The organism is uncultured Marivirga sp., from assembly GCF_963974845.1.
GTDB lineage: Bacteria > Bacteroidota > Bacteroidia > Cytophagales > Cyclobacteriaceae > Marivirga > Marivirga harenae.
The window spans coordinates 166,921-191,424 of the sequence record NZ_CAXBEQ010000007.1; the positions used below are offsets into that span (position 1 = coordinate 166,921).

A 24,504-nucleotide genomic window follows, 5' to 3' on the forward strand; every position below is an offset into this window, starting at 1 on the left:
ACGTGAATCAGTCTTGAAGTGAGTAAGTATTGAGGTTTGCAGCTTAGCGGATTTATATTGTGACCTTTTAGAAAGTACCATATAATAATTACTTTTTAAGAGGTCACATTTTTCAATGTCTCAACTTTGAAATTCTTTTTATCAGATTCAAAAATGTATTAACTTAAAAACAGAAACTAATTGGATAAAATTTGGAAGTATTAGGCATTGACATCGGAGGTTCTGGAATGAAGGCAGCCGTTGTAGATTTAAAAACAGGTGAGTTTATTACTAAGCGCAAACGTTTTGAAACTCCCCAACCTGCAACGCCAGAAGCCATGATGAAAACAGTAGTAAAACTACAAAAGCATTTTGATTGGTCTGGTCCGATAGGCTGTGGATTCCCGGCCGCTATCATTGATGGGACGGTAAAAACTGCTTCAAATATTGATAAAAGCTGGATTGAAAAACCTCTAGCTAATATGATTAGAAAAGCTACCGGATGCGCCACCAGAGTGATGAATGATGTGGATGTAGCCGGTTTAGCAGAAATGAATTATGGTGCTGGCAAAGGTCATAATGGAACTGTTTTGGTATTGGCTCTGGGCACGGGAATTGGATCTGCTTTATTTCATAACCAACAATTAATGCCCAATACTGAACTTGGGCATATTCAATTTAAAGGCGATATAGCAGAAGCCTATGCTGCCAACTCCATAAGAGAAAATGAGGATTTAAGTTGGGAGGTTTGGGGCAAACGAATAAATCTATATTTGATAGAAGTTCATAAATTGTTCTGGCCAGATCTAATCATTATTGGAGGTGGAGTTAGCAAGAAGTTTAAAAAGTATGAAAAATATATTGACAAAAAACTGAATGTAATTCCTGCCGAATTGAAAAATCATGCTGGAATAGTGGGGGCGGCAAGCCAGTTTTTATAAATATCAGTTACTTTCACTTTTAAGATATCCCGTTAAAGCAAATTGATAAACTTCATACTTATTTTTCTGCCTTAAATATTCCTCCTCACCTGTTAATTGGTGTAAACTATAATAAATTAAGGAAGATAGATGATTACCTCCACCATTTCTTTCAATAAAGCTCAAAGCATTTTTTAGATCAAGAATTCTTTCTCTTTTATTTTTGTCATTTCTATTTGCACGTTGAATCGCCTTATAGCAAATACCATATTTTTGAAAATAGATCTTTCTCGAATTTTGAAGCTCCTGAATGAGTAATTGAACCGACTCATTATTCAAGTTATTTGAAATAGCACTTTCAAGATATACCTCATAGAACTTTAAATTCTCTGGATACATCTGATGAAGTATTTCTGCATATTTGAATGCTGAATCTAAATTATTTTCAAGCCTCAGATAAATATGAGATAAATAGATCAATGCCTCTGTCTTAGCAATACTTTCACCTCCCGCCACTATTTTCAACCACTCTAAACCAGTTTGTTTATTTCCCTCCTTAAAAAGCCACATCATGCTTCCATAAATAGGGTTTTCATTTTTATAATATTGATAGTAATAGTGATAAAGTGCAGATAAAAACATTAATTCCTCCTTATCCGGTGCCTTTTCCAAATTAAGCTTAACAAGCTCGTATACCTTGGAACCATTATGATAAGCCTTGTAATAATTACCTTGATTGTAGTTGAATTCAGCTTTCAATAAGGCACTATTAACAAAAAGGTAGTTCAATTCATTATCCTCATTTGTTGTTGCTTCCAAATATTGATTATACAGAGATAATATTTTATCATCCTGCTCATGGATCGGCAAGTAATACCACCTCATGAAATGTGATTTTAAAAAATTATACTGACTGGCATCTTGAATGCTGTCAAGATTGGAGAGTAAGCTATCCGCTTTATAAAACTCAAAATTATAAAGATGCTTAAAAAATTGTTGATTGCCCTTGTTACCAATTTGAGAAAGTGCAACGAAACTATATTGAATAAAGACAAAAAAAAGGATACACCTTATAAGTAAAATTTTCATATTTAAACCATCTTAAAATAGGGCTGGATGCAACTGTAGTATTTCACCATAAGCTTTGCCTCTGTATTCCCTTTGCTTCTTCAAGGCTGTTTCCTTAGCCTTTAAATAACCTCCTTTATGGTATCGTTGGAACCACGGCAATACGACTAAATATCCTTCCACTAAGGAAAATTCAGTAACATAGTTAAAATATAAACCCACTAAAGCCGCGGTCAGGGCCATGGAATTTAGTCCATCTTTCCAATTTCCATATAAAATCTGTCCACTGCCCGGTACAAATACACTCATCCACATGGCTAGTTTAGGTTTTACTTTATCCGCCTTTAGATTATAGGTTTCAAGGTCAATATAATGTTGATTAGATGCTAGTTTTAGATTTGTAGCATATTCATCAAACAATACTTCAAACTGATCAAAATCCTCTTTTAGAAAATAAGCAATGGATTTAAAATATTGCTTTTTCAATCCTGCTTCAGTATCATTAAAATCATTGATTGCCCCTAAAGAAATAATAGCTTGATTGTATTGATTTGTACTTAAGTAAGCCAAACATTTTTTAAATATTATGTCATTCCGCTTACCGTTATCTTTCTCTAAAAAGGCAGCATTATCATAAACTCTAATTGCTCTGCCAATATCGCCTTTACTGAAATATGCATTTGCTAGTTTGAAGTAAGTTTCTGAACTAGTATTTTCTTCAAAATAAATAGCTCGTTCATACGCCAAAATACTATTGGTGTAATTTCCTATTATAAACTGCTCCTCTGCAAACTGCAAGGTCTCTTTTACATCTTGTGAAAAAGAAATCTGAACCGAAAAAGAAAGACTAGTAAGTAGAACGAATAATATTTTCTGCATCTTTATCAATTTCCAACCAAAAGTTTTGATTATACACCTGTGCTGACTTAGCTGATCCATAAATATTACCAGCGTAAAAACCTGTAGATAAAGCACCAAATATCCATCCTGATGTAGATGAAATACCCTCTTTATTAAAGCCCCTGTAGGCTTGAAAGGCACTCCCTCCCACTACGAACAAACTAAAAATCCCATCCTTGTAATTACCGGTATAAAACTTCCCGCTGCCCGGCAAAACAGCAGACATCATAACAGCCACCCATGGTTTCTTGGGCTTGAAAGCTTTTGCTTGTGATGATAAATTCTTTAAACCAGTAATTGAGGGGTGGTCACTAGCGGAAATTTGCGGGATTTTTGCTTCCACGCTTTCCCAGTTTCCTGCCAAAACCTCCCTATGCAGTTCATAAATTGTTCTGTTTTTTTCATTAATTGGCAACCGAACAGCATTCTGATCAAATTTTTCGAACTGTTTCCCGAGAATTAACATTTGTAAATATAATTCTGACATCGTCCTTGTAAAATCAGAAAGTGAAGGATACAATGATTCAGTTCTTCTCACTGCCCTGTCCACTTCACCATTTTTATAATAGCTGTTGACCAAAGCGATTTTCAAAGAGTCACTATTTTTATCAACAAACAATAGTCTTTCATATTCAACTGCAGACAATTCATATTGTCCACTCTTGAACAAATAGGATGCGAATTCTTTACTCTTATTGAAGGTGTAAATATCTTGCGCTTGGGATAGGTTTAAACTCAAGACGAACAAGAATAAGAAAATGTAAAATTTCATTGTACTACTAAAGGGTCAATTAAAAGTTTGGTTTTAGGATCTATTTTATATTTCTCGGGAGAGAGCGAATTACATCTCGATAAGCGGTCAAATCCATTCATCATTCCTTTTAGGACACCTTGCTTTTTTACAGCCTCCAAGGCATAAACAGAACAAGAGGGTATAAAAGAACAGGATTGAGCATCCTGTGAAGAAATGAATGACTTATAGAAAAGAAAAAGACCTGAAAACACAAACTGAACTTCATTAGTATTAACATGCACATGATCATATTGATCACTTATCTTAACTTTTTCAACTGAATTTATATCGTATTTAATTCCTCCTAATATTTCTAATTCCGAACTAACTTGCGACCAGACTTGAAAACATAGACTATTTATTATAAAGATCAATACGATACATCTCATCATTTTCCAGCTCATCAATTTTTATATTTTCAAATGTAGTGATTTTATAATATTCCTGTCCATGTAGATATGATACTTGAATTACTTTTTTTGGAAATGGTAATCCATTGACACTTACATAATTTTGATAAAATCTTTTCCCCATGATTTCACCATTGGGCTTAAATAAAACTATTCCAAAAAGTTGATTATTTTTCAATGATAGAACCGCCTTACCCAATTTATCCTCTAAACCTGCGGGGGGTAACCATTCAATAATAGTCTGATCGTCAGATTCTTCTATGGAATTAATATAGTAACCTGATTTATCTAGCCCGTAATTTTTTAAATCACCACTTAAAGCTAAATTGAAAATGGTAAATTTATTTGTGCTTGGTGTAAAAGACTGGCTTTCAATTTTCTTATTTACCAAAACATACATTTGGGTATCCGCCAAAACCAAAGTCTTCTGTTCAGGAAATGAAACTTGGTAAACGATCTTATTGAATTCCTTATCAAAATATACTTTCCCTTTATAGAACTCAGAGCCCTTGGGATTTTTATCTTTAATTGAAAAATCGGCAGTTACCCTGAAGTAAGATTGAGTAAAAGCCGAAAAACTTGCTAAAAAAAAAAGGAAAACTAATGTCAGGATGTGTCTCATAAAAACAAATGACTACCCCTCTCGTGAGGGATAGTCCTTTTCAATTGATTTTTACTAAATTCTAATTTTAGTACGAAATATAAGCAGGTGAAGATAATGCACCTAATAAAACCGAAGTTCCTAAACCAATGAAGAAAGAAATTTTATGGTTACTTCCTTTGTCATTGTTTAATAAAACAGTAAAAATACCAATCGGCCAACAGCAGAAACCCCAAGCAAATGAACCCCATTCCATTTCGTCTAACGAAAACCTGTTATGACCCATCATACCTTCAGGCCCGTAAGATAAATTCATGCCTGTAACCAATCCTGCATTTTCTTGATAAATGTTATGAATAGTTACATTTTCATTCATGGATACATAAGCTTCCAATTCATTCAATTCAGCAAACTCAGCATTGATCTTCTCCTCATTCAGTTCAAACAAATCTGCGTTCGTTGCATAGCTTGAGGAAGCTATTACGAAACAAGCTGCAACAGCTAGTAGTAATCTTTTCATGTCAAATGGTTTAAAAGTTTTAATTTTATTACGTCTCTAATTAACAATTAATGTTACATATTTGCAATAAATTATGTGATATTTTATATAAAAATTTATATAGAGGGTTAAATAATCTGCTAAATCACTACCTTTCGCGGTATATCCATGGGTAATCTACTCAGCAATTCATAATTCAATTGATTACTTAGCTCTCCAAAACTAGAAACAGTGACATTTACCTTACCATTGGACCCGATCATGATTACCTCATCTCCTTTCCCGACATTTTTGCATTCTGTTACATTGATAATCATTAAATTCATATTGACGGTACTTATTACCGCCACCCTTTTTCCGTTAACAATTACCCTCCCCTGATTGCTCAAGGACCGAGCAAAACCATATGCATAACCAACTGGAACTGTTGCTATTTTCATCTTCTTGGTGGCCTGGTAGCTGGTTCCATAACCTATAAACTCCCCAACAGGCACTTCTTTTACAGACATTATTTTACTTCTCCAACTAATGACTCGCTTTAATGGATGCTTCACTCTTCTGCTGAGTCCTTCCTGCCCGTAACCATTACTTCTTTGATATGCAATAAAGGTTTCCTGGCTCGGCCAAAAACCATACAATAAAATTCCGATCCTAACCATATCCATTTGAGTTTCGGGATAAGACATGGCGGCTGCTGAACATGCTGTATGCCTCCTGTTTGGGATTAAACCGTGTTCTTTAAAAATATCGTAAAGCTGATTATACTTTTTGATTTGATCCATTACCCTTAAGTAATTGGTGATACTTTCTGCACCAGCATAATGAGTACAAAGACCTTCAAAAACAATATGCTCTTCATTTGATTTCATCATTTCTATCACCTCTGCCAAATGCTCCTCTTGAAATCCTGTTCGATTCATTCCTGTCTCAACTTCTAAATGAACTTTTGCTTTTTTGCCCACTTTTCTGGCAAACTCAACTGCTGCTTTCAACCTTCCGATTTCAAAAACATAAAACTCAACATCATTTTCAATAACCCACTCTGTCTCTTCATCTTCCATCCAACCCATAATCATAACCTGAGTTGAATTCTTTTTTACTTTACAGACTTCCTCCGCTTCATGGATCGAAAAAACGGATAAATGCTTCACTCCTGCCGATTCGTAAAGCGGCACCATTTCCTTTATGCCATGACCATAGGCATTTCCTTTCAACACTGCTGACAGTAATACATTATCCGATAATTTGCTTTTTACAAATCGCACATTTTGTCGCACCGCACTTTTACTTAGAGTTACCATGGATGTACTAAATATGTTTTGACCCATATTTTTCTATTTATGTTTAAAGAAAACAGACTTACAAAAAAAGAATATAATTCAATGATTATCAATACGCCCAAAACTAGGATTACTTTAGTTTAGGCTATAAGCTCAAAGTACCTCATTAATCCAATATACATCTTGAGGCCCGGCTCAATAATTTCATCAGGGAAATCATAAAACTCGTCATGAAGATGCGGGCAATCCTCACCAGACCCAATTCCAAAGAAGCCAGTTTTAAATTGCGTTTTATATTGTCCAAAATCTTCACTCCACTTGAAGGGTGAAACCAAAGGCTTAAATGTAATTCCCATGGATGAAGCGGCTTTTTGAATAATCTCGAAGGATTCTGCAGTATTAATCGTAGAAGGAAACACTTCTGTATAGGATATTTCACAACCTAAACCATCATCCTCACAATATTTATGCACTAATTTTTCCGCTTCATCAATTAAAATGGACATATCCTCATCTTTCATCGCTCTTAGGGTAATTCTTACCTCCCCATAACCTGGGCTAGTTCCAAATGCAATTTCCCCCAATTCACTGTGAATTACAGTTGCCAATGTTAAATCAGAGAAATCCACCATTCTATGAATACGAGTCATCTCTGTGCTGATTTTAGCCATAGCAATGACCGGACTAATTCCATATTCAGGTTCAGCCGCGTGACTAGTTTTCCCGAATAGTTTTATGACCATCCCCCTTGAAGCAGCTGCAAAAGTTCCTGACTTCGTAAAAATTGTGCCTTTCTGAAAATCTGGTAAATTATGTAGCCCAAACAAATAATCAAGATTGATTTTTAAGTCTTTTAACGCTTGATTTATCCTTTCAGCGCCTTCACCTGTTTCTTCAGCAGGCTGAAAAATCACGTAAACACTACCTTTCTGTAAGGGATTCTTTTGCAGAAAACTTGCAATACCTGCCACCATTGCCATATGGCCATCATGACCGCATTTATGAGAAACATGAGGAGTTTTGGATTCATACGCTAAATGAATGGTTTCTTCAATGTGTAAAGCATCCAAATCAGCTCGAAAACCTACATTTTCGCCTTCCTCTTTTCCTTTGAACAAGGCAATCACTCCATGTCCTCCCACATTTTGCCAGATTTTATCAGGTTGACAACTCGTAAGAAATTCTAGAATGATCTGTGCAGTCTTTTCTTCCTGATTGGAAACTTCAGCATGGGCATGTAATTGATGTCTTAATTTTACAAGCTCTTCTACATCAAGCTTTAAATCCATAAAAAATAGTTTTAACAGAGTCTAACAGGCTTCTATCGGAGCAAAAAAAGTCTTCATTCCAAAATCGGGTTCAAATTACAACACTTTATGCATTTTCATCCCAGAAACCATTTAAACTTTATTCTACAGTTTTTTCAATATAATTGGAATTTAAGATACCTAATGCCCCCATGTATTTAACTTTAAAATTAATCAAATCTCCAACTTTGCGCTTCTTAACATTTTCTCCTAAATCTATCACAATCATATCGGAGCTGGAACCGACAATTTCAAAGTCATAACCATCTAAAATCAGATACTTAGGGTCGATATCCAATACCCCAATATCTAATATAGCCCTATAACTGGTCTCACCATACAATGATTCATCAATTTCAGTGGTTTCTCCCTGAGGATTTGCGGCCATTTCGCCCATCGGTACTTTTGGCTTTTCTGTTATTTCTATGATTTCAGTAAAAAGCTCCAGACAATCATCATGCATTCCTTCAATGGTAGTTTCCTCAAAAAGATTAGCCCCAAAGTAAAGTGTTTCTCCAATACGGAAATGGTTAACCCCAGCAGGAATCTGCTTGTTCATGATCAATGGAATAGTGACAGATGTTCCTCCAGAAACCAAAGGCAACTTTCTGTTGAACTTCAACTCGATAATCTGTTTATACAAGCTCAACTGGATGAGCTTATCTTGTGAAGGCATGACACCATGAAGGCAGTTCAAATTCGTTCCTATTCCCTCAATTTGAATGTTGGGTAATTCAAATACCTTAGCATAAAAATCTATCAAATGATCACCCATCACCCCTTCTCTCAAATCACCAGTTTCTACCATGATGATCACCTTGTGCTTCTTCTTCTGTCGAACAGCCTCATCTGACAGGAGTTTCAAAGTATAATATTCCGTATTCATGCTCATATCAGCATATTTCACTATATCTGGAATACTCCTTTTTGCGGGTGGCTTTATGTAGCAGGTTTTTACAGTAGAGTCAATTTCCTTTACTTTTTGCAGGTTCTTAATCCTAGAATCGTGGATCTCCCTGAAACCCAAATTGATAACTTCCTTCAAATAAAGTTCGTTGCCACAAAAAAGCTTGGTAACAGCCCCCCAATCTAAGTTATTTTTAGTAAAAAGCTGGTGTAAAAAATCAAAGTTATGTTTAAGTTTATCTTTGTATAATTTTAAAAATGCCATATTTATTTCTTTAACCTCATCTCCAAATATTTGTTGGTGAAGCCTAATTTCTCATATAAAAATTTGGCAGGATTTTCTGGTTCCACATGAAGGGCAATATCTCCTTTCGCTGTATTGATTGCTTTTCTCATCAGCTCTTTACCAACTCCTTTACCCCTCTGGTCAGAATGAACAGCTATGTACACCAATATGTTTTCAGGGATATAACCTGACATTCCTGTTTGGTTGACCACTACTGCTCCTTTAATACTTCCACTCTCTCTAGCTAAAACTACAAATCCACCTTGATGACCAAATGAACTGAGTGCATAATCCAGACATTTCATAATGTCATCTTTAGAATCACCGAATTCATCAAGATGAGTATGAAGGAAATCCGCAATCTCGTTTTTTTGTAAAGTTGTTGCTGAGTCTATTGAAGTTAAAGTTTGAAATTCCATGTAGTTATTATTTTTTAGGATAAATTAGAGAGTAAGTTACGAAAATTATTGCTGAAAATGATATTCCAAATACATTGGGATCTAATCCTGCGGGTAATTTAAATAAAATATCAGAAAAAGGAATTCCAATAATCTGCATTTTATTAATTGATTCTACCACTTGACCGGGCGACATACTATCGATGCTAATCCCGATAAAATCTATACTTGATTTTGCTTCACTTATAAATGTTCGTAATTCAGGCATTTTAGTTGCAGTTCCGAAGGTGATTTTATTAGCCTGAAGTAATGCTGTAGTTAAACCACCGGTTATCATAGCCCAAAATGCTGCGTTACTATTGCTCTTTTTCCAAAACAATCCACCTAAAATCGGGATAAAAAGACCTGAAACCATAAAAGCATAACTGTATAGCATTAGACTTAACACATTTTCCATAGCACTGGCAAGTAAAAGCGCTACAGCCCCAACGATCAAGGTTACCACTTGAGATAACCGTAACTCTTTTTTATCAGAATTAAATCTATTGGTGAATTTCTTTATAAAATCTGAGACAATATTTCCTGAAGATGCCATCAAGCAACTATCAGCTGTAGAAAGTATGGCTGAAAAATATGCGGACATCATTATACCCAACAATCCAACAGGGAGAACAGTAGCTAGCATCATGGGCAAACCCTTTTCTGGATCTGCTTCCGCTATATTTTCAGGCCCCAGAGCTGCAAACATTCCTTGATCTGCCGCCACCCTAGCCAAAACGCCCAATGCAACTCCCATAAATGCCATAATTGGCCACTCAAACACACCTGCAATAAACCATGCTTTCTTCGCAGTCTTGACATCTCTACTTGCATAGATTCTTTGATACAATGTCATGCCTACAAACCAGATAGGGATAATGGTAACAACCCAATATATTATATCTTGCCAGCCGATATTAGTAAAAGAAAGCATCTCAGGATCTAAAGTCTCCTTTATAGCCTGCCATCCCCCTACCGCGGTATAAGAAAGCGGAATTCCAATGAAAATTAGTCCTCCTAGCAAAAGTATCCATTGAATGGTATCGGTGTAAATCACTGCTTTTATACCACCCATGACGGTATAGACCACTGCGATAACCCCCATGATAATTAATGCATGATTCAAGCCCAATTCGGGAAATGTTCCGGAAGCTAATTTTGCCCCAGCTAATATTTGGGAGCTAGTAAAACCCAAATAACCAATTGCTGAAATTAAGGCAGCTAATAATGCCGTCTTCTTATCAAAAAAGTACGCAAACAATTGAGGCATAGTGTGGAATTTTTCAAATGCTTTATTCCCTCTAACTATAGGAATTAGAAAAACCGCAGCTAGCCACGCACCTATCAATCCTGTAAAGAGCATCCAAGAACCTGATATCCCAATGGTAAAGCCTAGTCCGCCCAAACCGATTGAAAACCCACCTCCAACATCTGTAGCCACAACACTTAATCCAATATGCCAGCTGGTCATTTTCCTACCTCCCACGTAGTAATCATCCATCCCCTTGTTTGATCGTAGGAAATAATATCCCACCCCTAACATGGCAATCATATAAGCTATAAAAATAGAAATATCTATAATATGCATATTCTATAGTATCAAAAATGAAAATTGTATTTCAACAATAAGATTGGATTAAAACTTAAACTACGAAAAATTTGGCAATTCGTAAAATCCGAGGAAAGTCAGATAGTGTCGAAGACGCGCTTAAGAATGGAGAATATGCGCTCTATTTTTTCTTATTAATTAAATAACTGTAAATCAAGCAACAAGTGACTTTCTATATATATATATATATATATATATATATATATCATTACAAAAGAAATGCTTAGCTTAGTACACTTCTTGATTGAGGGAATAAGTTTCATTTTGCTCAAACCATTTGCGGAGCTCTATCAAAGCCTTTTCGTAATCATCCACCATTAAATCTCCAAATTCATCAGTGGGCAGTGGGAAGTTCTCAATTGGAGGAGCAATCGCTTCCATAATTCGATATGCACAAGTGATTTTTTGATTGCTGTTGGGGTCAGCCGTACTACAATTGGCTTCATCGTTTAGGATTTGACTTTCTAAAAATTTAAATATTTGAGGTTGACGAGTATAAACCAAACCCGGTACAATATCATAGGCAAAAGCATCATTAATGGGGGCTTTTTCAAGTTTACTTATAATGTATTCTATAGCAGACTGATTGTTCATTCTTGCCAAAGCTAAGCGAATATTCCATTTGGTTACTGGAGACTCCTTAAGGGCTATTAAGCCTACCAATTGCGATTCTGCTTTTTTCAATTGCAAGAAACCCAGAAGTTTGACGAAATCATTGAAATGAGGCGTTTCAGCATTTAAATGATTTAAGATTCTAGTCTTCTGACTTTCTATAAAAACAGTATTTTTGAAATTAGTCATAGCCTCAATAGCATTCCCAGCAATGCCTCTGTCCGGATCATTTAGCGCTTTAATTTGCTGGTCAATTGCTTTTTGTTTTACTGACTCATCCTCCGAAACTTGAGCAATCCTATTGCTTAAACGATATGCCTTAGCACGAATCCGAGCTGTGCTATCGGATTGATATTTTTCGAGTTCAGAAAGAAGCAGGTCAAAATCATTTCCTTGATCAAACAAGCTTTGAGGAGCTGTTGCATAGCTACCATTTTTGGCTTCTTTGAAATATTGGTTGAGCGTAACAACTGGAGACTGAGCCAACATAGTAATGCTGATGAATTGTAGGGTTATGGTTATGAGGGGTTTCATGGGGGTTTATTAAATGAATTTTATAGATAATAATAAATGAAATAAGAAAACTTAGTAAGTTAATCATTCACATCCTCATATGTAACTACGGAATTCAAAGTCGAATTTAAATAATCATTTTCTTTTTTGTCGAATCCATTTAGCTCTGCTAAATAATTTCTTGCTATAATTACAAATTCGTTAGAACGATGAATAATCTCCTCTAATTCTATATTTGCAATCAGATTCTTCCAATTATTTTTCGTCAATTCTGCCCCCCCAGTAAAGGTTAAAAAATTATTACTTTTGTAAAAATATCGTATCTCAATTTCCACTGGGGTAGTTGTTGAATTTGCAATTTCTTCATAAGATTTACCATAACCAGTATAAACCTCCCCTTTTAATATTTTTTTATAAAAAACTAATTCTCCATTGTTGAAAGCAAAGTAATTTAACTCTGTACGATATGGAGGTACTTGTCTAAGATAAAGTGATTCTTCTTTTTTAAAAATTCCATTTCTAGTTTCTATTTCCACTAAAACTATATCTTCTTCATCATAGTAATATGTTCTTTTAGCATGATTATTAAAATCATTTATGTCAAATGAATACTCACTACCTGATTTTGTAGTGTAATTTTTATAATTATTATGACGTAAATCTCTCTCCCGAATATCTAAATAAAAACCAGACAAAAACCTATTATATATATCTACAAATGAGTTAGGTATAATTCTTTTCTTTAAATTACTAGTATCTCTAGATAAACGAGTAATGTATTTATCAATATTTTGTTTCTTTTGGGCTGTATCTATTGAATTTTTATTTAGCTTATATATCCCATAAAAGTCTAAGCTATCCTTAATTTTTTCAGGAATTAATTCTTGCCCTCTTATTTTTCTTATTACATTTTGAATTTCAGTCAATGACATCTCTTCTAATTCTTCCTCTGTGTGGAACATAAGTAACGAATCTCTTAATGTTTGATTTTGACCAAAACAGCTTGGTACATAAATAAACATCACAAAAAGTAATACTAATATATTTTTATTCATACAAATATCCTTTCATTTTAGGTAATCACTTGTCTTACTTTCCTCAATCTCAAAATGCATATAATCAACAGAGTATCCATTCCAATCCATCCCACCCCATTCAATATCTTTGTGGCTTCAAAACCTTTCAATTAAATCTAAAGGGACGTTACAGAACCCATGTTCAAATAATTTATTATTGAATCTATTACTTTGCCAATTTCTACTGCAATTTTCGAAAAAACACTAAATCCTATTGCTAAAACTCTCTTTCACTTAATTTATTTATACCCTCCTTCAATCCTGTAGAATAAAAATCTTTGTCATCATCAAAAATACCAATTTCTCTGCTGTTCATTTGATTTACAATTCCTTTACAATCTCTATTTCCATTTAATCTTTCTTGGATATTCTGCCATTTAAGCTTCTGTAATTCATAGGGTATCTTGTAGGTTGAAATAATTTCAAATTCTTCAATATTCATTAAAAAATAACGCTTTAATTCTTCATCTTCTAAAACAATATTTTGAACAAAATCACATCCAAAAACCTGAAAAAAATACCAAAAATTAGTATAACCTCGTTGATCAGATATCTGAATTTTATCTAAAATATCGGAATTTGAAATGCTACTGCATGTACTTAATTTTTTTAAATTATTTTTTAAAAATAGCAATGCATCTTTATTCTCAATATTTTCTGTTTTTATTTGTTGTAGAGTATTATAAAAAAATGTTGATTGAAGTATTATCACTAAAGAATCTTTGCTTGCATAATATCTACTTTCAGTTGTGTCACTTATTTTCTGAGATAATGAGTTTAAATAGGCAATCCATTTTCGTTTGTATTTTTCACTTTTATTTAAGACAGATAATAATTCGGGAAGAGTATGAGCATACTCAAACATATTTAAATTATCAAAATCTTCAATTATACTTGCCTTAATTGGACTTGATACTTCCCTTAAGTTTTCTGAGTATACTTTTTCTTCTACAACTTGTACCTGAGAAAAACTATTAAACAAATTCAAGAAAATAACATGAATTAATATTAACTTTTTCATACTATACGTTATCTATTTATTTCAATTTCCATTTTAATAATCAAATCATTGTTTTCTGCATAACTGTTTCTTCTGCTGATATACTCATTTATAGAATTCAATGTGTTAACGGATGTGCCATTTGATTCATAAATAGTTATTGGTTGAATTTCTCCTCCAATATCAAAATTTATGTAACTGGAGGTGTAATTTGTACCAACTGGAATTAAACATCCCGTGATATCTGTATAATTTGTTCCAGAATGAATTAAAATTCCTGTTCTTGTTCCAGACTTTTCAGTAGTTGTAATTATAGTAAATTCATTCAAACAATTAAGTCTATTTGTTTCACAATTATTTTCTTCGAACAAGTAAGTTTCACCAGGAATCCGTTTTTCACTTCCCCTTGTTCTTTCTTGACTTAATGTCCCTGCTTCCCTCTCAATAATGAAACCTGACACTGAATCATTATCAATTGAAAAACTACTTAATGTATTTTTAAGATTCTCTGCAACTAAATCAACAGACATTTTTACTCTTAGCGTATCGTCCCCGAAAATATAACGACTTAATTGAGGATATGCACTTTGTTTTACCCGTAAACGTAGCATTGGTTTTATGTTGTCATTCCCAATTCTTCCATCAAACTCAAGGATTGCTTGATTGGCATCTTCAGAACTCAAATATGCATATTCAATCATTGGGTCTATAATATGGTCTCCTGAGTAGTACCAATGCTCCACAATAATCTTAAAAGGATCATTTTCTCCAATCCTGATATTTCCTTTATAAGAATAATAATTTTCAATAAATGAAGTAATATTTAGGTCATTTATGCTATCTCGATTTGATTGCCTAAGTAAATTTACTAAGTCAAGAACTTTTTGTGAATTAGTTTCAATAGCCATCTCCCCCTCCTCATCTTCATTCAACCAACTTACCATCGCTTCTGGATCATGAACCAAATCCCATTGGTGTTTATAAAGGTCGGTGCCCTCATCCTTGTAATCCATTAGGTTATTAGTAGCATTTTTTGCTGCTACGTAGCCTTCATCGCTAAAAGTATGGTATAATCTAAAGGCGCCATGACCGAGCTCGTGGGCAATGGTTTTGCTTAAATTGTTGGTATTATTGGAATAAATATAACCATACTGCCTTTTTAAAGGCATAAAGCCGGCTATATCGGCTACCTCTTCATTGATCACAAATAGGTAATAAGCATCATTATCAAATTCTACGCTGCGCTTATAGTCGCGATTAAACTGCCGCATATTTTGCGGAAAACTGGCTAGCCATCCACTCTCGCCTTCATTTAAGTTCTCTAGCACATCTGAACTTACTTCGTAGGGTTCGGCTATGTTCAAATCCCAACTGGCAACTGCTTGTCCATAAATTTGATTTAGTTCTTGCTGAAGGCTGGAAGCAACTGGAACTTCTGCATCGTTGACTGGGACAATCACTACCTTATTGCTAATCAGATCGTATTGCTTCACCTTCAACTTTCCTACTGGCACTTGCTCTTCTTCTGTTTCACCCTCAGCATTGGTTCTTTCTTGTAACACAAATGCTGTTACTTCCTCGTCTTCTGTGCTGGTCTGCACCCTTACACTTTTCTCATTTACCTCTTCTCCCGGTGCAAATCCAAGGTTAGTCGATAAGTTTTTAAAGCCCACGGCTTCAGGAAATTCATCTGTGCCTGTGGCCTCAGCCAGCACAGGGTCTGAACTTCCCATGGAAATTGATTTCCAAGCCATCCAATAAGCCTCTCCATTGAGGGTCGTTTGAGTATAATTTCCAGCTAAAGTTTCGTACTGCTTGCTATCAAACCCGTATAGCTGCTGTGGGCTTGCTTTAAATTGGACGAAATAATCGATCGTAGCGTCTTCAGGTAGCGCATCCGGATTTGATGGATTGTCATTATAAGGCCCACTCACTTCTCCATCATCACCCACGACCCAAATATTTCCTACATCATCCTCTATCACAATATCTCCATCTTCATTTTCATCAGCCGTTTCGGGGTCTATATCCGTTTCGTTTCCTCCTGAATCTATTATCGTGATAACACCAGTATCTTCATCTACTATCACATCAGCTATCTCGTCTTCTATCTTGATGTCGGGTTCGGGAAGCTCGTCAAAGCTGTCTTCCTCTCCCTCTTCCTGATCGCCCGTTCCCTCTTCGCTAAGTTCAGGATCGCCTTGATCCAAGCCTATGATAAATGGACCCGTAGGGTTATAGACACTCTCTATATTACCATTGATTAGTTGCTTGTCGGTATTGATGGTAATGCTGTTGAGCACCGCTTCCACTCTAGCCCCGTTGAACAAAGGCACTTCTATCAAACCCCTTCCTGTATAGCTATCACCCAGTTGGTTGAGTTCGGTCAGGATTACTGTAAATCCTGCTGCGGTTATTCGATCACCTATCTGTAATTGGTCTATGGGTTCTTGGTTGGTAATCTCCGGCCTATTAGGTTCTGCTCCACAGTCAAAATCCTGTATTTCCTGTTGGAGTGTCTTTAATGTGAGGATGTTCTCTGTATCGCCTTCTATGGCTCCACAGCTGGGGATAACCTTAATTTCATATTCTGTATCAGCTTGCAGATCATAGACCACCTGAGTTTCCAGATTGGTACCGTAATTGAACCATTTTTCTTCTCCTGTTTTTCTTATCTGTGCTATATAACGGTTATGATTCCATTCGCCCTGCCACCGTATTCGGATGCGGTCGGTGCCCATGGCCTCTGCTCCCAAATTGGTAATGGGTTGACAAGCATCCCCGTACTGAAAAGATTTCACTTCACTTTTACCCTGGTTCTTGAATAAGTCACGACCATTGAGATTAAGAGCCTGCACCTGCCATGCATAACTTCTTCCTGGAATCAACATGGCATCATTGAGTCCGTAGAAATAGCTGGTGGTTATGACAGTAGTTTCTAATAAAGGTCGAGTGGTTCTGGCTACTTCATTGGGATTTCTGCCTTCTGGCCATATTTCCCACAGCTTAAAAACATATTCTGTTTCAAATGCACTGTTGGGAGAGGAGGTATGCCGTGGTGTCCACTGGAACTGTATTTGCTGCGGGTCTTGCAGCCTGATCTTTTCTTCAAAAGGAAGATTTAATAATGGCGGATCATTAAGCACCAGCCATGCCATCGAGGTCCCGATATTACTAACCCTGTTACTTCTATTATAATCTAGTACTTCTATCTTAAACTGATAAAATCCTTCCGGTAACTTTTGAGTGGAGGCCAGTTGGCTGCGGTTGATGCCGCTGACTTCCATATTTTGGATATTAAGGTATTGACTCAAGTCAGTAGCGTCAACTTGGTAGGGCATTCCAGGATCAAGCCTGATGGGTCCCGGACTAAAACCTCTTCGGGTTCTTAATCTAATACCCGCTCCTTCAATGGTGATCCGGAGTTTGGCTTGATAGTTAGTTTGGGTAAAATCACGAAGCAACAACTGGATATTCCATTTGTTTTGGTTGGCATCGCTATAGTCAGAGAGGTAAAGGCTATACGGAGGTATCAAGTTGGAGGTCACCTGCACAGGGTTGGCGGCTGATTGGGAATAAGAGGTAGTTGGGTTTAAAAGGACTAATGTGCTTATTAAAAGTGTGAGCACGACTTGGAAACTCACGCTAACCTTTTTCAATAGAATGATGATCAATAATTTAAAATAATGGCTATAAAAGCACAAGCTTCTAGCTCGTGCTAACACTTTTCGTATGTTTTTAGGAGGGTATGGTTTTAGTTGAAATGGAATGACTGGGGATTTGGTTGTTTTCTAGCTTTATTTTAAATCCAAAAGTATGGATTTTGAAATAAAATCACAAAAAAAGGAAACAAAAAAAGGGCCGAAGCCCTTTTCAAAATAATTCAATATTTAATTAATCCTGAGAACCCACTTTAGCTCCCAAATATTCTCTATTCATTCTTGCTATATTGGATAAGTCAATCCCTTTAGGACATTCAGCAGAACAAGCTCCTGTGTTTGTACATGCACCAAAACCTTCTTCATCCATTTGGGCTACCATTTTTTGTGCTCTTTCTGAACTTTCTACTTTGCCTTGAGGCAACATGGATAGCTGAGAAACTTTTGCACTTACAAAAAGCATTGCAGATGCATTTTTACAAGCTGCAACACAAGCTCCACATCCAATACAAGTAGCGGCATCAAAAGCTTCGTCTGCTACGGATTTCGGAATTGGTATTTCGTTAGCATCTGGAGTTCCACCTGTGTTAACGCTCACATATCCACCGGCTTGAATTACTCGATCAAATGCACTTCTGTCAACAGCTAAATCTTTAACGATTGGGAATGCTTTTGCTCTCCAAGGCTCAATTGTGATTGTTTCACCATCTTGGAAACTCCTCATATGAAGTTGGCAAGTAGTTACTCCTCTTAATGGGCCGTGTGGCTCTCCATTAATGTACATACTGCACATTCCGCATATACCTTCACGACAATCGTGGTCAAAATGTACGGGATCTTCGTCTTTATCGGTTAACTGTTCATTTAAAACATCAATCATTTCCAAGAATGACATATCAGATGACACACCATCCAAATCATAAGTTTTAAATGCTCCTTTATCTTGATTATTTTTCTGTCTCCAGATTTTTAATTTGAATTTCATAATTAAAATATTTTAGATGACTAAAAGCTTATTTGTAGCTTCTCTGTGTCAGTTTTACATTTTCGAATATCAATTGTTCTTTGTGAAGTGTCTCAGGTTTTTCAGGACCTGTATACTCCCAAGCGGCTACATAAGCAAAATCCTCATCATTACGTTTAGCCTCACCTTCTGGCGTTTGATGCTCTTCTCTAAAGTGTCCTCCACAAGATTCTTCTCTATGCAATGCATCATCTATCATTAACTCTCCTTGCTCTAAGAAATCAGAAACTCTTGAAGCTTTTTCTAAAGAACTATTGAATTCTTCATTCGTACCTAAAACCTTTACATTTTTCCAGAAATCAGCTCTTAATTCTCTCACCATCTCTTTGGCTTTTTTCAAGCCTTCTCCTGTTCTAGACATGCCACAGTAATCCCACATAATTTTTCCTAATTCTTTGTGGTAGTGGTCAACTGATTTGGTTCCTTTAATAGAAAGTAACTTATCAATATTATCTTTCACTGATTTTTCCGCTTCTTTAAAAGCTTCATGGTCAGTACCTATTTTCTCATATTTTTCACCAGCTAAGTAATTACCGATTGTATAAGGAATTACAAAATAACCATCTGCTAGCCCTTGCATTAATGCACTAGCTCCTAATCTATTGGCACCATGGTCTGAGAAATTTGATTCCCCAGTAGCATACAGGCCATCTATATTGGTTTTCAAATTGTAATCAACCCAAAGACCACCCATAGTATAATGTACTGCCGGATAAATCATCATTGGCTCTTTATATGGATTACTACCAGTAATTTGACGATACATGTCAAACAAATTACCGTATTTACCAGCAATCGTATCTTCACCATCTCTATTGATCGCATCTCTAAAATCAAGGTAAACAGCTTTGCCAGATTCATTAACTCCTCTACCCTCATCACAAACATACTTGGCATTTCTGGAAGCCACATCCCTTGGAACCAAATTACCAAATGCCGGATATTTTGTTTCTAAGTAGTAGTCTCTTTGATCTTCACTTAAATCATTCGGATGAATTTCTTTCTTTCTAATTTTATCTGCTAACTCCTTGCTTGCTGGAACCCATACACGACCATCATTCCTTAATGACTCTGACATCAAAGTCAATTTAGACTGATGATCTCCACTAACCGGAATACATGTTGGGTGAATTTGAGTATAGCAAGGATTAGCCATTAAAGCGCCTTTCTTGTGTGCTCTCCAAGCTGCGGTAACATTTGACCCCATCGCGTTAGTGGAAAGGTAAAATACGTTCCCATACCCACCAGAAGCTAAAACAACGGCATGTGCACTATGCGATTCAATTTTACCTGTTACTAAATTACGGGTAACAATTCCTTTAGCTTTTCCATCCACCATCACTAAATCTAACATCTCAGTTCTAGGAAACAACTCTACCTTTCCATTTGCCACTTGGCGACTTAAGGCACTATAGGCTCCTAATAGCAGTTGTTGCCCTGTTTGTCCACGGGCATAGAATGTTCTTGACACTTGAGCACCCCCAAAAGAACGGTTTGCAAGTAAACCACCATATTCTCTTGCAAATGGAACTCCTTGAGCCACGCATTGATCTATAATGTTAACACTTACTTCCGCAAGTCTATACACATTTGCTTCCCTGGAACGGTAGTCACCACCTTTGATAGTATCGTAAAAAAGACGGAATACACTATCGCCATCATTTTGATAATTCTTAGCTGCATTAATACCTCCTTGAGCGGCAATTGAGTGCGCCCTTCTTGGACTATCTTGAAAACAAAATGCTTTTACATTGTATCCAAGTTCGGCTAAGGAAGCTGAAGCCGAAGCACCTGCTAAACCAGTACCAACAACAATAACATCATATTTTCGCTTATTAGCTGGGTTTACCAGCTTTACATTAAATTTATGATTTGTCCATTTCTCTGCTAATGGACCTTCAGGTATTTTTGATTCTAAATTCATAGTACAGTAATTATCCTTAACTATTGAAAAACATGATTAATGGAATACTAGCAAATGCAGCCGGAATAAGGATTGCATATACGATTCCTAATTTTTTAATGAATGGTGTATACTTTTTATGGTTAATTCCGAGCGTTTGAAAAGCGCTTGAAAAACCATGAGATAAGTGAAAAGCTAATCCCACCATACATACCACGTAAATTGCCACATACCACCATTCTGCGAATGCTGCATTAACAACTGCATACAGGTCTTTGTTTCCGGCTTCGTCCATAGGAATTGAACCCCAATGCATTTCGTACCAAAAATTCCTTAAATGGATAACTAAAAAAACGAAAATTATAAATCCCAAAATCCCCATATTTCTGGAAGAAAACGAGCTATTCGCAGAACCCTTTACCTGATCGTAGCCAACAGGTCTGGCTGCTCTATTCTTTGCAGCCAAAGCGATAGACATGATGATATGGATTAAGATAAATGCATAAAGTCCGTAAGAAGTGAATTTAATAATAGGATTCGAAGTCATGAATTTGGCATATGCATTAAATGCCAAACCACCATCATCAGCTAATAACTGAAAATTTCCTGCCAAATGGACCACCAAAAAAATGATTAAAAAAAGACCGGTAAGGGACATCACCAATTTCCTACCGATTGTACTTGTTAAAGTATCAGAAAGCCAACTCATATATTTTATTTTAATTATTAGGTTTATAATATATTGTTCGTCTCAAAGTTACATTTGGAACACTTACAAAACAATTGTGTTTTCTATTTTAAACAATTCTAAATAATATTGCTTATTTTGGATGTGCAAATAACTTATAATGATTCTTGAATGTTTTGATGTTTTGAGAACAATATTTTTTAATTTAACGTTTTAGATATTCTTATCAATACTATACCTGTGAAAAAAATCACCTTATTTACTATATTGATATTCTGCACTTTAGGAGAAACACTCGCTACACACATAAGAGCAGGTGAAATCACTGCTAGAAGAGTCGGCTGTAGTGGAAGGGAGTATGAATTTACTTTGACGGCCTATAGAGACACTGGCTCTGACATTCTATTTGGAAATGGAGAATTCAAATTTGGTGATGGAGAATCTATAATGTTAAACCCTGATGGCTTTAGTAGAAAAGAGATAATTGACGATGAAATAGAGTTAGTTGAATTCAAGATCACTCATAATTATAGTGCTGATGGGAACTACAATGTTTCTTATGTAGAAGATTTTAGGAATGTAGGGATTATCAATATGAGTAATTCCGGTGCAGTTTCTTTCTATGTGGAGACTTTGATTAGAATAGACCCCTTCTTTGGATGCAATGACACACCTATTTTCTTAATACCACCTGTAGATAAAGGCGCTATTGGAGTTTTATTTTACCATAATCCAGGAGCCTTCGATATTAATGGTGATAGTATTGCTTTTAAAATGGTAACCCCTCAAAGCAGACAAGGAGTAAACGTACCAAACTTTAGATCACCAGAGATTGCAGCAGGAGGACTCGACAGTCAACAGGAAGATCCAGCTACTCTAACATTAGACGAGGTTCTTGGTGATTTAATATGGGATGCACCAGGTCTAAAAGGAGAATTTAACGTTGCTTTTATTGCTGAAGAATGGCGGAAAATTGCAGGGGAATGGCGTTTTCTAGGGAGCGTTACTCGTGACATGCAAATCATTGTGGATGAAACCGATAACGACCCACCAGAATTACAAATACCACTCGACACATGCGTGGAAGCAGGAACTTTGCTTGAGGCGGAAATAATAGCTACTGACCCGAATCCTGAATCACTGGTTCGAATAGAAGGTTTTGGTGGTCCGTTTGTCTTATCACCACCAGCTGTTTTGAGCCCAACAAGCAATGATTTCTTTGAATCTCCTGCTATTTCAAATTTCTCGTGGCAAACTGATTGCTCTCATATTAGAGAAGATCCATATCTGGTAAGGTTTAAAGCGACCGATAGTGGTCCTGGAATACGCTTGACAACTTTCGAAACCTGGAGTGTAACGGTGGTCCCTCCATCACCAAAAAATGTGGTCGCAGAAAGTAAGCCTCAACGCTCCATCGAAATAAGCTGGGATGAATATAATTGTGGTAATGCTGAAGTGGTCCAAGTGTACAGAAGGGTAGACAGCTTTGAATTTGAGCCTGAAAATTGCGAAATCGGCATTCCAGAAAATGGCGGTTATGAACTGATTGGTGCAATCGAAGTAGGTCAAAACACTTTCTTGGATGATAATGCTGATCAAGGATTGGATTTTGGAGCCACTTATTGCTACAGATTAGTTGCCGTTTTTGAATTGCCAAAAGGTGGAGTTAGTTACGCTTCAGACGAGGTTTGTCAACAAGTTGCGGCCACAGGCCCTGTGATAACTAACGTAAGCATTGAGGAAACTGATTCCGAAAATGGCGAAATCATTGTAAGCTGGTTACCTCCGTTAGATATTGATACGGATGTTTATCCTGAACCATATAAATATCAAGTCTTAAGAAGTAATGGCGGTGGCTTTGAACCCATAGCAATCATTGAAAATGATACTACCTTTACCGTTTCAGATTTGAATACAGCCTCAGAGATTTATTCTTATCAATTAGAGCTTTATTTGCTAGATGATGAGGTAATTGAAGAAAATTTAATTGAAATCTCAGCCAGAGCATCTACGGTAAGGTTATCATCCGTTGGATTGTTTGAATCAATAGAATTAAATTGGGAGGCAAAAGTACCATGGTCAAACACAAATCAAGATTACCCATATCATTATATATATAGAAATAAGGCTGGAGGCGACCCAAATCAGTTGACCTTAATCGATTCTGTAGATGTAACTCAATTTGGATTCCAATATTTGGACAGTGGTCAATTTAATAATCAAAACTTATCCAATATGGAGGAGTATTGTTATTATGTTACCACATCAGGAGGATATGGGAACGAAGATATCTTTGAGCCCCTACTCAATAATTCTCAGATTCTTTGCGCGAGGCCAGATGATCAAATAGATCCATGTCCACCTTTCGATGTTGGCTTTCAAATCGAATCCCCTGAAAAATGCTTAGAATTCCTAGCTGATAAAGATTGTGAATTTAATCAGTTCCAAAACGAGCTATTCTGGGAAGCAGATTTAGCGGATAGCTGTGATAGCCAGATCGGTTATTATGAAATTTTCTTTCAGAGTGATCTGGAAAGTGAATTTGAACTAATTGGAACCACCCAAGACACTTTTTTTATTCATGATAATCTTCCTGAATTTGCTGGCTGTTATAGGATTAGGGCAGTTGATCAATCTGAAAATAGAAGTCAATTCTCCGAGATTTTCTGTAAGGATAATTGTCCTAATATAGCTTTTCCAAATGTGTTTACTCCGAATGGAGACAACAAGAATGATACCTTCACTCCTTTCTTTAATAAGGATTTCACTCAGGCGGCTACTATTCCTTTAGAGAAATGTCCACGTTTTGTTGAAAAAATTGAGTTTAGGGTTTTCAACAGATATGGAAAACAGCTGTACTCTTATGAAAGCGGTGGGGAAAATAGTTTGTATATTAATTGGGACGGCACCAATTTTGGCGGTGAACCACTGCCATCAGCAACTTATTTCTTTGAAGCTATTGTAACCTTTGATATGTTAAGGCCGGAAAACCGTCAACAAAGTTATAAAGGGTATGTTCAAATCATAAGATAGC

The 24,504-nt window shown here is 36.1% G+C and carries 20 protein-coding genes; 2 read left to right on the forward strand and 18 right to left on the reverse strand.

Annotation, left to right across the window (positions count from 1 at the left end):
* The first annotated feature begins 191 nt into the window (after positions 1-191).
* Positions 192-920, forward strand: coding sequence for an ROK family protein (locus AAC601_RS15570; RefSeq protein WP_303270491.1), 729 nt, complete (start codon positions 192-194; stop codon positions 918-920).
* A gap of 3 nt (positions 921-923) precedes the next feature.
* Here AAC601_RS15570 and AAC601_RS15575 read toward each other — a convergent pair whose 3' ends face one another.
* The 18 genes from AAC601_RS15575 to AAC601_RS15660 all read right to left on the reverse strand — a co-directional run bounded on the left by AAC601_RS15575 (position 924) and on the right by AAC601_RS15660 (position 21,491).
* A complete protein-coding gene (locus AAC601_RS15575; RefSeq protein ID WP_303270492.1) occupies positions 924-1,988 on the reverse strand; it encodes a hypothetical protein in 1,065 nt (354 codons plus the stop codon).
* 12 nt (positions 1,989-2,000) lie between these two features.
* Positions 2,001-2,846: a CDC27 family protein gene (locus AAC601_RS15580; RefSeq protein WP_303270493.1), complete on the reverse strand. Its 846-nt coding sequence runs from the start codon at positions 2,844-2,846 to the stop codon at positions 2,001-2,003.
* Positions 2,815-3,639 carry a hypothetical protein gene (locus tag AAC601_RS15585; protein ID WP_340153767.1) on the reverse strand — a complete coding sequence of 275 codons (825 nt, stop codon included), beginning with the start codon at positions 3,637-3,639 and terminating at the stop codon, positions 2,815-2,817. The genes AAC601_RS15580 and AAC601_RS15585 overlap by 32 nt, the downstream gene beginning before the upstream one ends.
* Positions 3,636-4,052 (reverse strand): membrane protein insertion efficiency factor YidD, encoded by a 417-nt coding sequence (gene yidD / locus AAC601_RS15590; protein WP_303270495.1) that lies wholly within the window; start codon positions 4,050-4,052, stop codon positions 3,636-3,638. The genes AAC601_RS15585 and yidD overlap by 4 nt, the downstream gene beginning before the upstream one ends.
* On the reverse strand, positions 4,015-4,692 hold the full coding sequence (locus AAC601_RS15595; RefSeq protein WP_303270496.1) for a hypothetical protein: 678 nt from the start codon (positions 4,690-4,692) through the stop codon (positions 4,015-4,017). The genes yidD and AAC601_RS15595 overlap by 38 nt, the downstream gene beginning before the upstream one ends.
* Positions 4,693-4,759: 67 nt before the next feature.
* Positions 4,760-5,191: a hypothetical protein gene (locus AAC601_RS15600; RefSeq protein ID WP_303270497.1), complete on the reverse strand. Its 432-nt coding sequence runs from the start codon at positions 5,189-5,191 to the stop codon at positions 4,760-4,762.
* Between the two features lie 119 nt (positions 5,192-5,310).
* The gene (gene alr / locus AAC601_RS15605) at positions 5,311-6,498 is read right to left on the reverse strand and encodes an alanine racemase (RefSeq protein ID WP_303270498.1); all 1,188 of its coding nucleotides are present in this window, start codon (positions 6,496-6,498) and stop codon (positions 5,311-5,313) included.
* Positions 6,499-6,590: 92 nt separating this feature from the next.
* Positions 6,591-7,739 (reverse strand): amidohydrolase, encoded by a 1,149-nt coding sequence (locus AAC601_RS15610; RefSeq protein ID WP_303270499.1) that lies wholly within the window; start codon positions 7,737-7,739, stop codon positions 6,591-6,593.
* A 118-nt stretch (positions 7,740-7,857) separates the two neighbouring features.
* Positions 7,858-8,928, reverse strand: coding sequence for an alanine racemase (locus AAC601_RS15615; protein ID WP_303270500.1), 1,071 nt, complete (start codon positions 8,926-8,928; stop codon positions 7,858-7,860).
* Between the two features lie 2 nt (positions 8,929-8,930).
* Positions 8,931-9,368: a GNAT family N-acetyltransferase gene (locus tag AAC601_RS15620; protein ID WP_303270501.1), complete on the reverse strand. Its 438-nt coding sequence runs from the start codon at positions 9,366-9,368 to the stop codon at positions 8,931-8,933.
* A 7-nt stretch (positions 9,369-9,375) separates the two neighbouring features.
* Positions 9,376-10,974: a sodium:solute symporter family protein gene (locus AAC601_RS15625; protein ID WP_303270502.1), complete on the reverse strand. Its 1,599-nt coding sequence runs from the start codon at positions 10,972-10,974 to the stop codon at positions 9,376-9,378.
* Between the two features lie 249 nt (positions 10,975-11,223).
* Positions 11,224-12,141 carry a hypothetical protein gene (locus tag AAC601_RS15630; protein WP_340153768.1) on the reverse strand — a complete coding sequence of 306 codons (918 nt, stop codon included), beginning with the start codon at positions 12,139-12,141 and terminating at the stop codon, positions 11,224-11,226.
* A gap of 59 nt (positions 12,142-12,200) precedes the next feature.
* Positions 12,201-13,175, reverse strand: a complete 975-nt coding sequence (locus AAC601_RS15635; RefSeq protein ID WP_303270504.1) for a hypothetical protein — start codon at positions 13,173-13,175, stop codon at positions 12,201-12,203.
* Positions 13,176-13,413: 238 nt separating this feature from the next.
* Positions 13,414-14,217 (reverse strand): hypothetical protein, encoded by an 804-nt coding sequence (locus tag AAC601_RS15640; protein ID WP_303270505.1) that lies wholly within the window; start codon positions 14,215-14,217, stop codon positions 13,414-13,416.
* Positions 14,218-14,225: 8 nt separating this feature from the next.
* A complete protein-coding gene (locus tag AAC601_RS15645) occupies positions 14,226-17,840 on the reverse strand; it encodes a hypothetical protein (protein WP_340153769.1) in 3,615 nt (1,204 codons plus the stop codon).
* A 250-nt stretch (positions 17,841-18,090) separates the two neighbouring features.
* Positions 18,091-18,840, reverse strand: a complete 750-nt coding sequence (locus AAC601_RS15650) for a succinate dehydrogenase/fumarate reductase iron-sulfur subunit (RefSeq protein WP_303270507.1) — start codon at positions 18,838-18,840, stop codon at positions 18,091-18,093.
* A 28-nt stretch (positions 18,841-18,868) separates the two neighbouring features.
* Positions 18,869-20,803, reverse strand: coding sequence for a fumarate reductase/succinate dehydrogenase flavoprotein subunit (locus AAC601_RS15655; RefSeq protein WP_303270508.1), 1,935 nt, complete (start codon positions 20,801-20,803; stop codon positions 18,869-18,871).
* A gap of 16 nt (positions 20,804-20,819) precedes the next feature.
* Positions 20,820-21,491 (reverse strand): succinate dehydrogenase cytochrome b subunit, encoded by a 672-nt coding sequence (locus tag AAC601_RS15660; protein WP_303270509.1) that lies wholly within the window; start codon positions 21,489-21,491, stop codon positions 20,820-20,822.
* A 219-nt stretch (positions 21,492-21,710) separates the two neighbouring features.
* On the opposite strand from AAC601_RS15660, the gene AAC601_RS15665 reads away from it, so the two are divergent.
* A complete protein-coding gene (locus AAC601_RS15665) occupies positions 21,711-24,503 on the forward strand; it encodes a gliding motility-associated C-terminal domain-containing protein (RefSeq protein WP_340153770.1) in 2,793 nt (930 codons plus the stop codon).
* The last annotated feature ends 1 nt before the right edge of the window (position 24,504 follow it).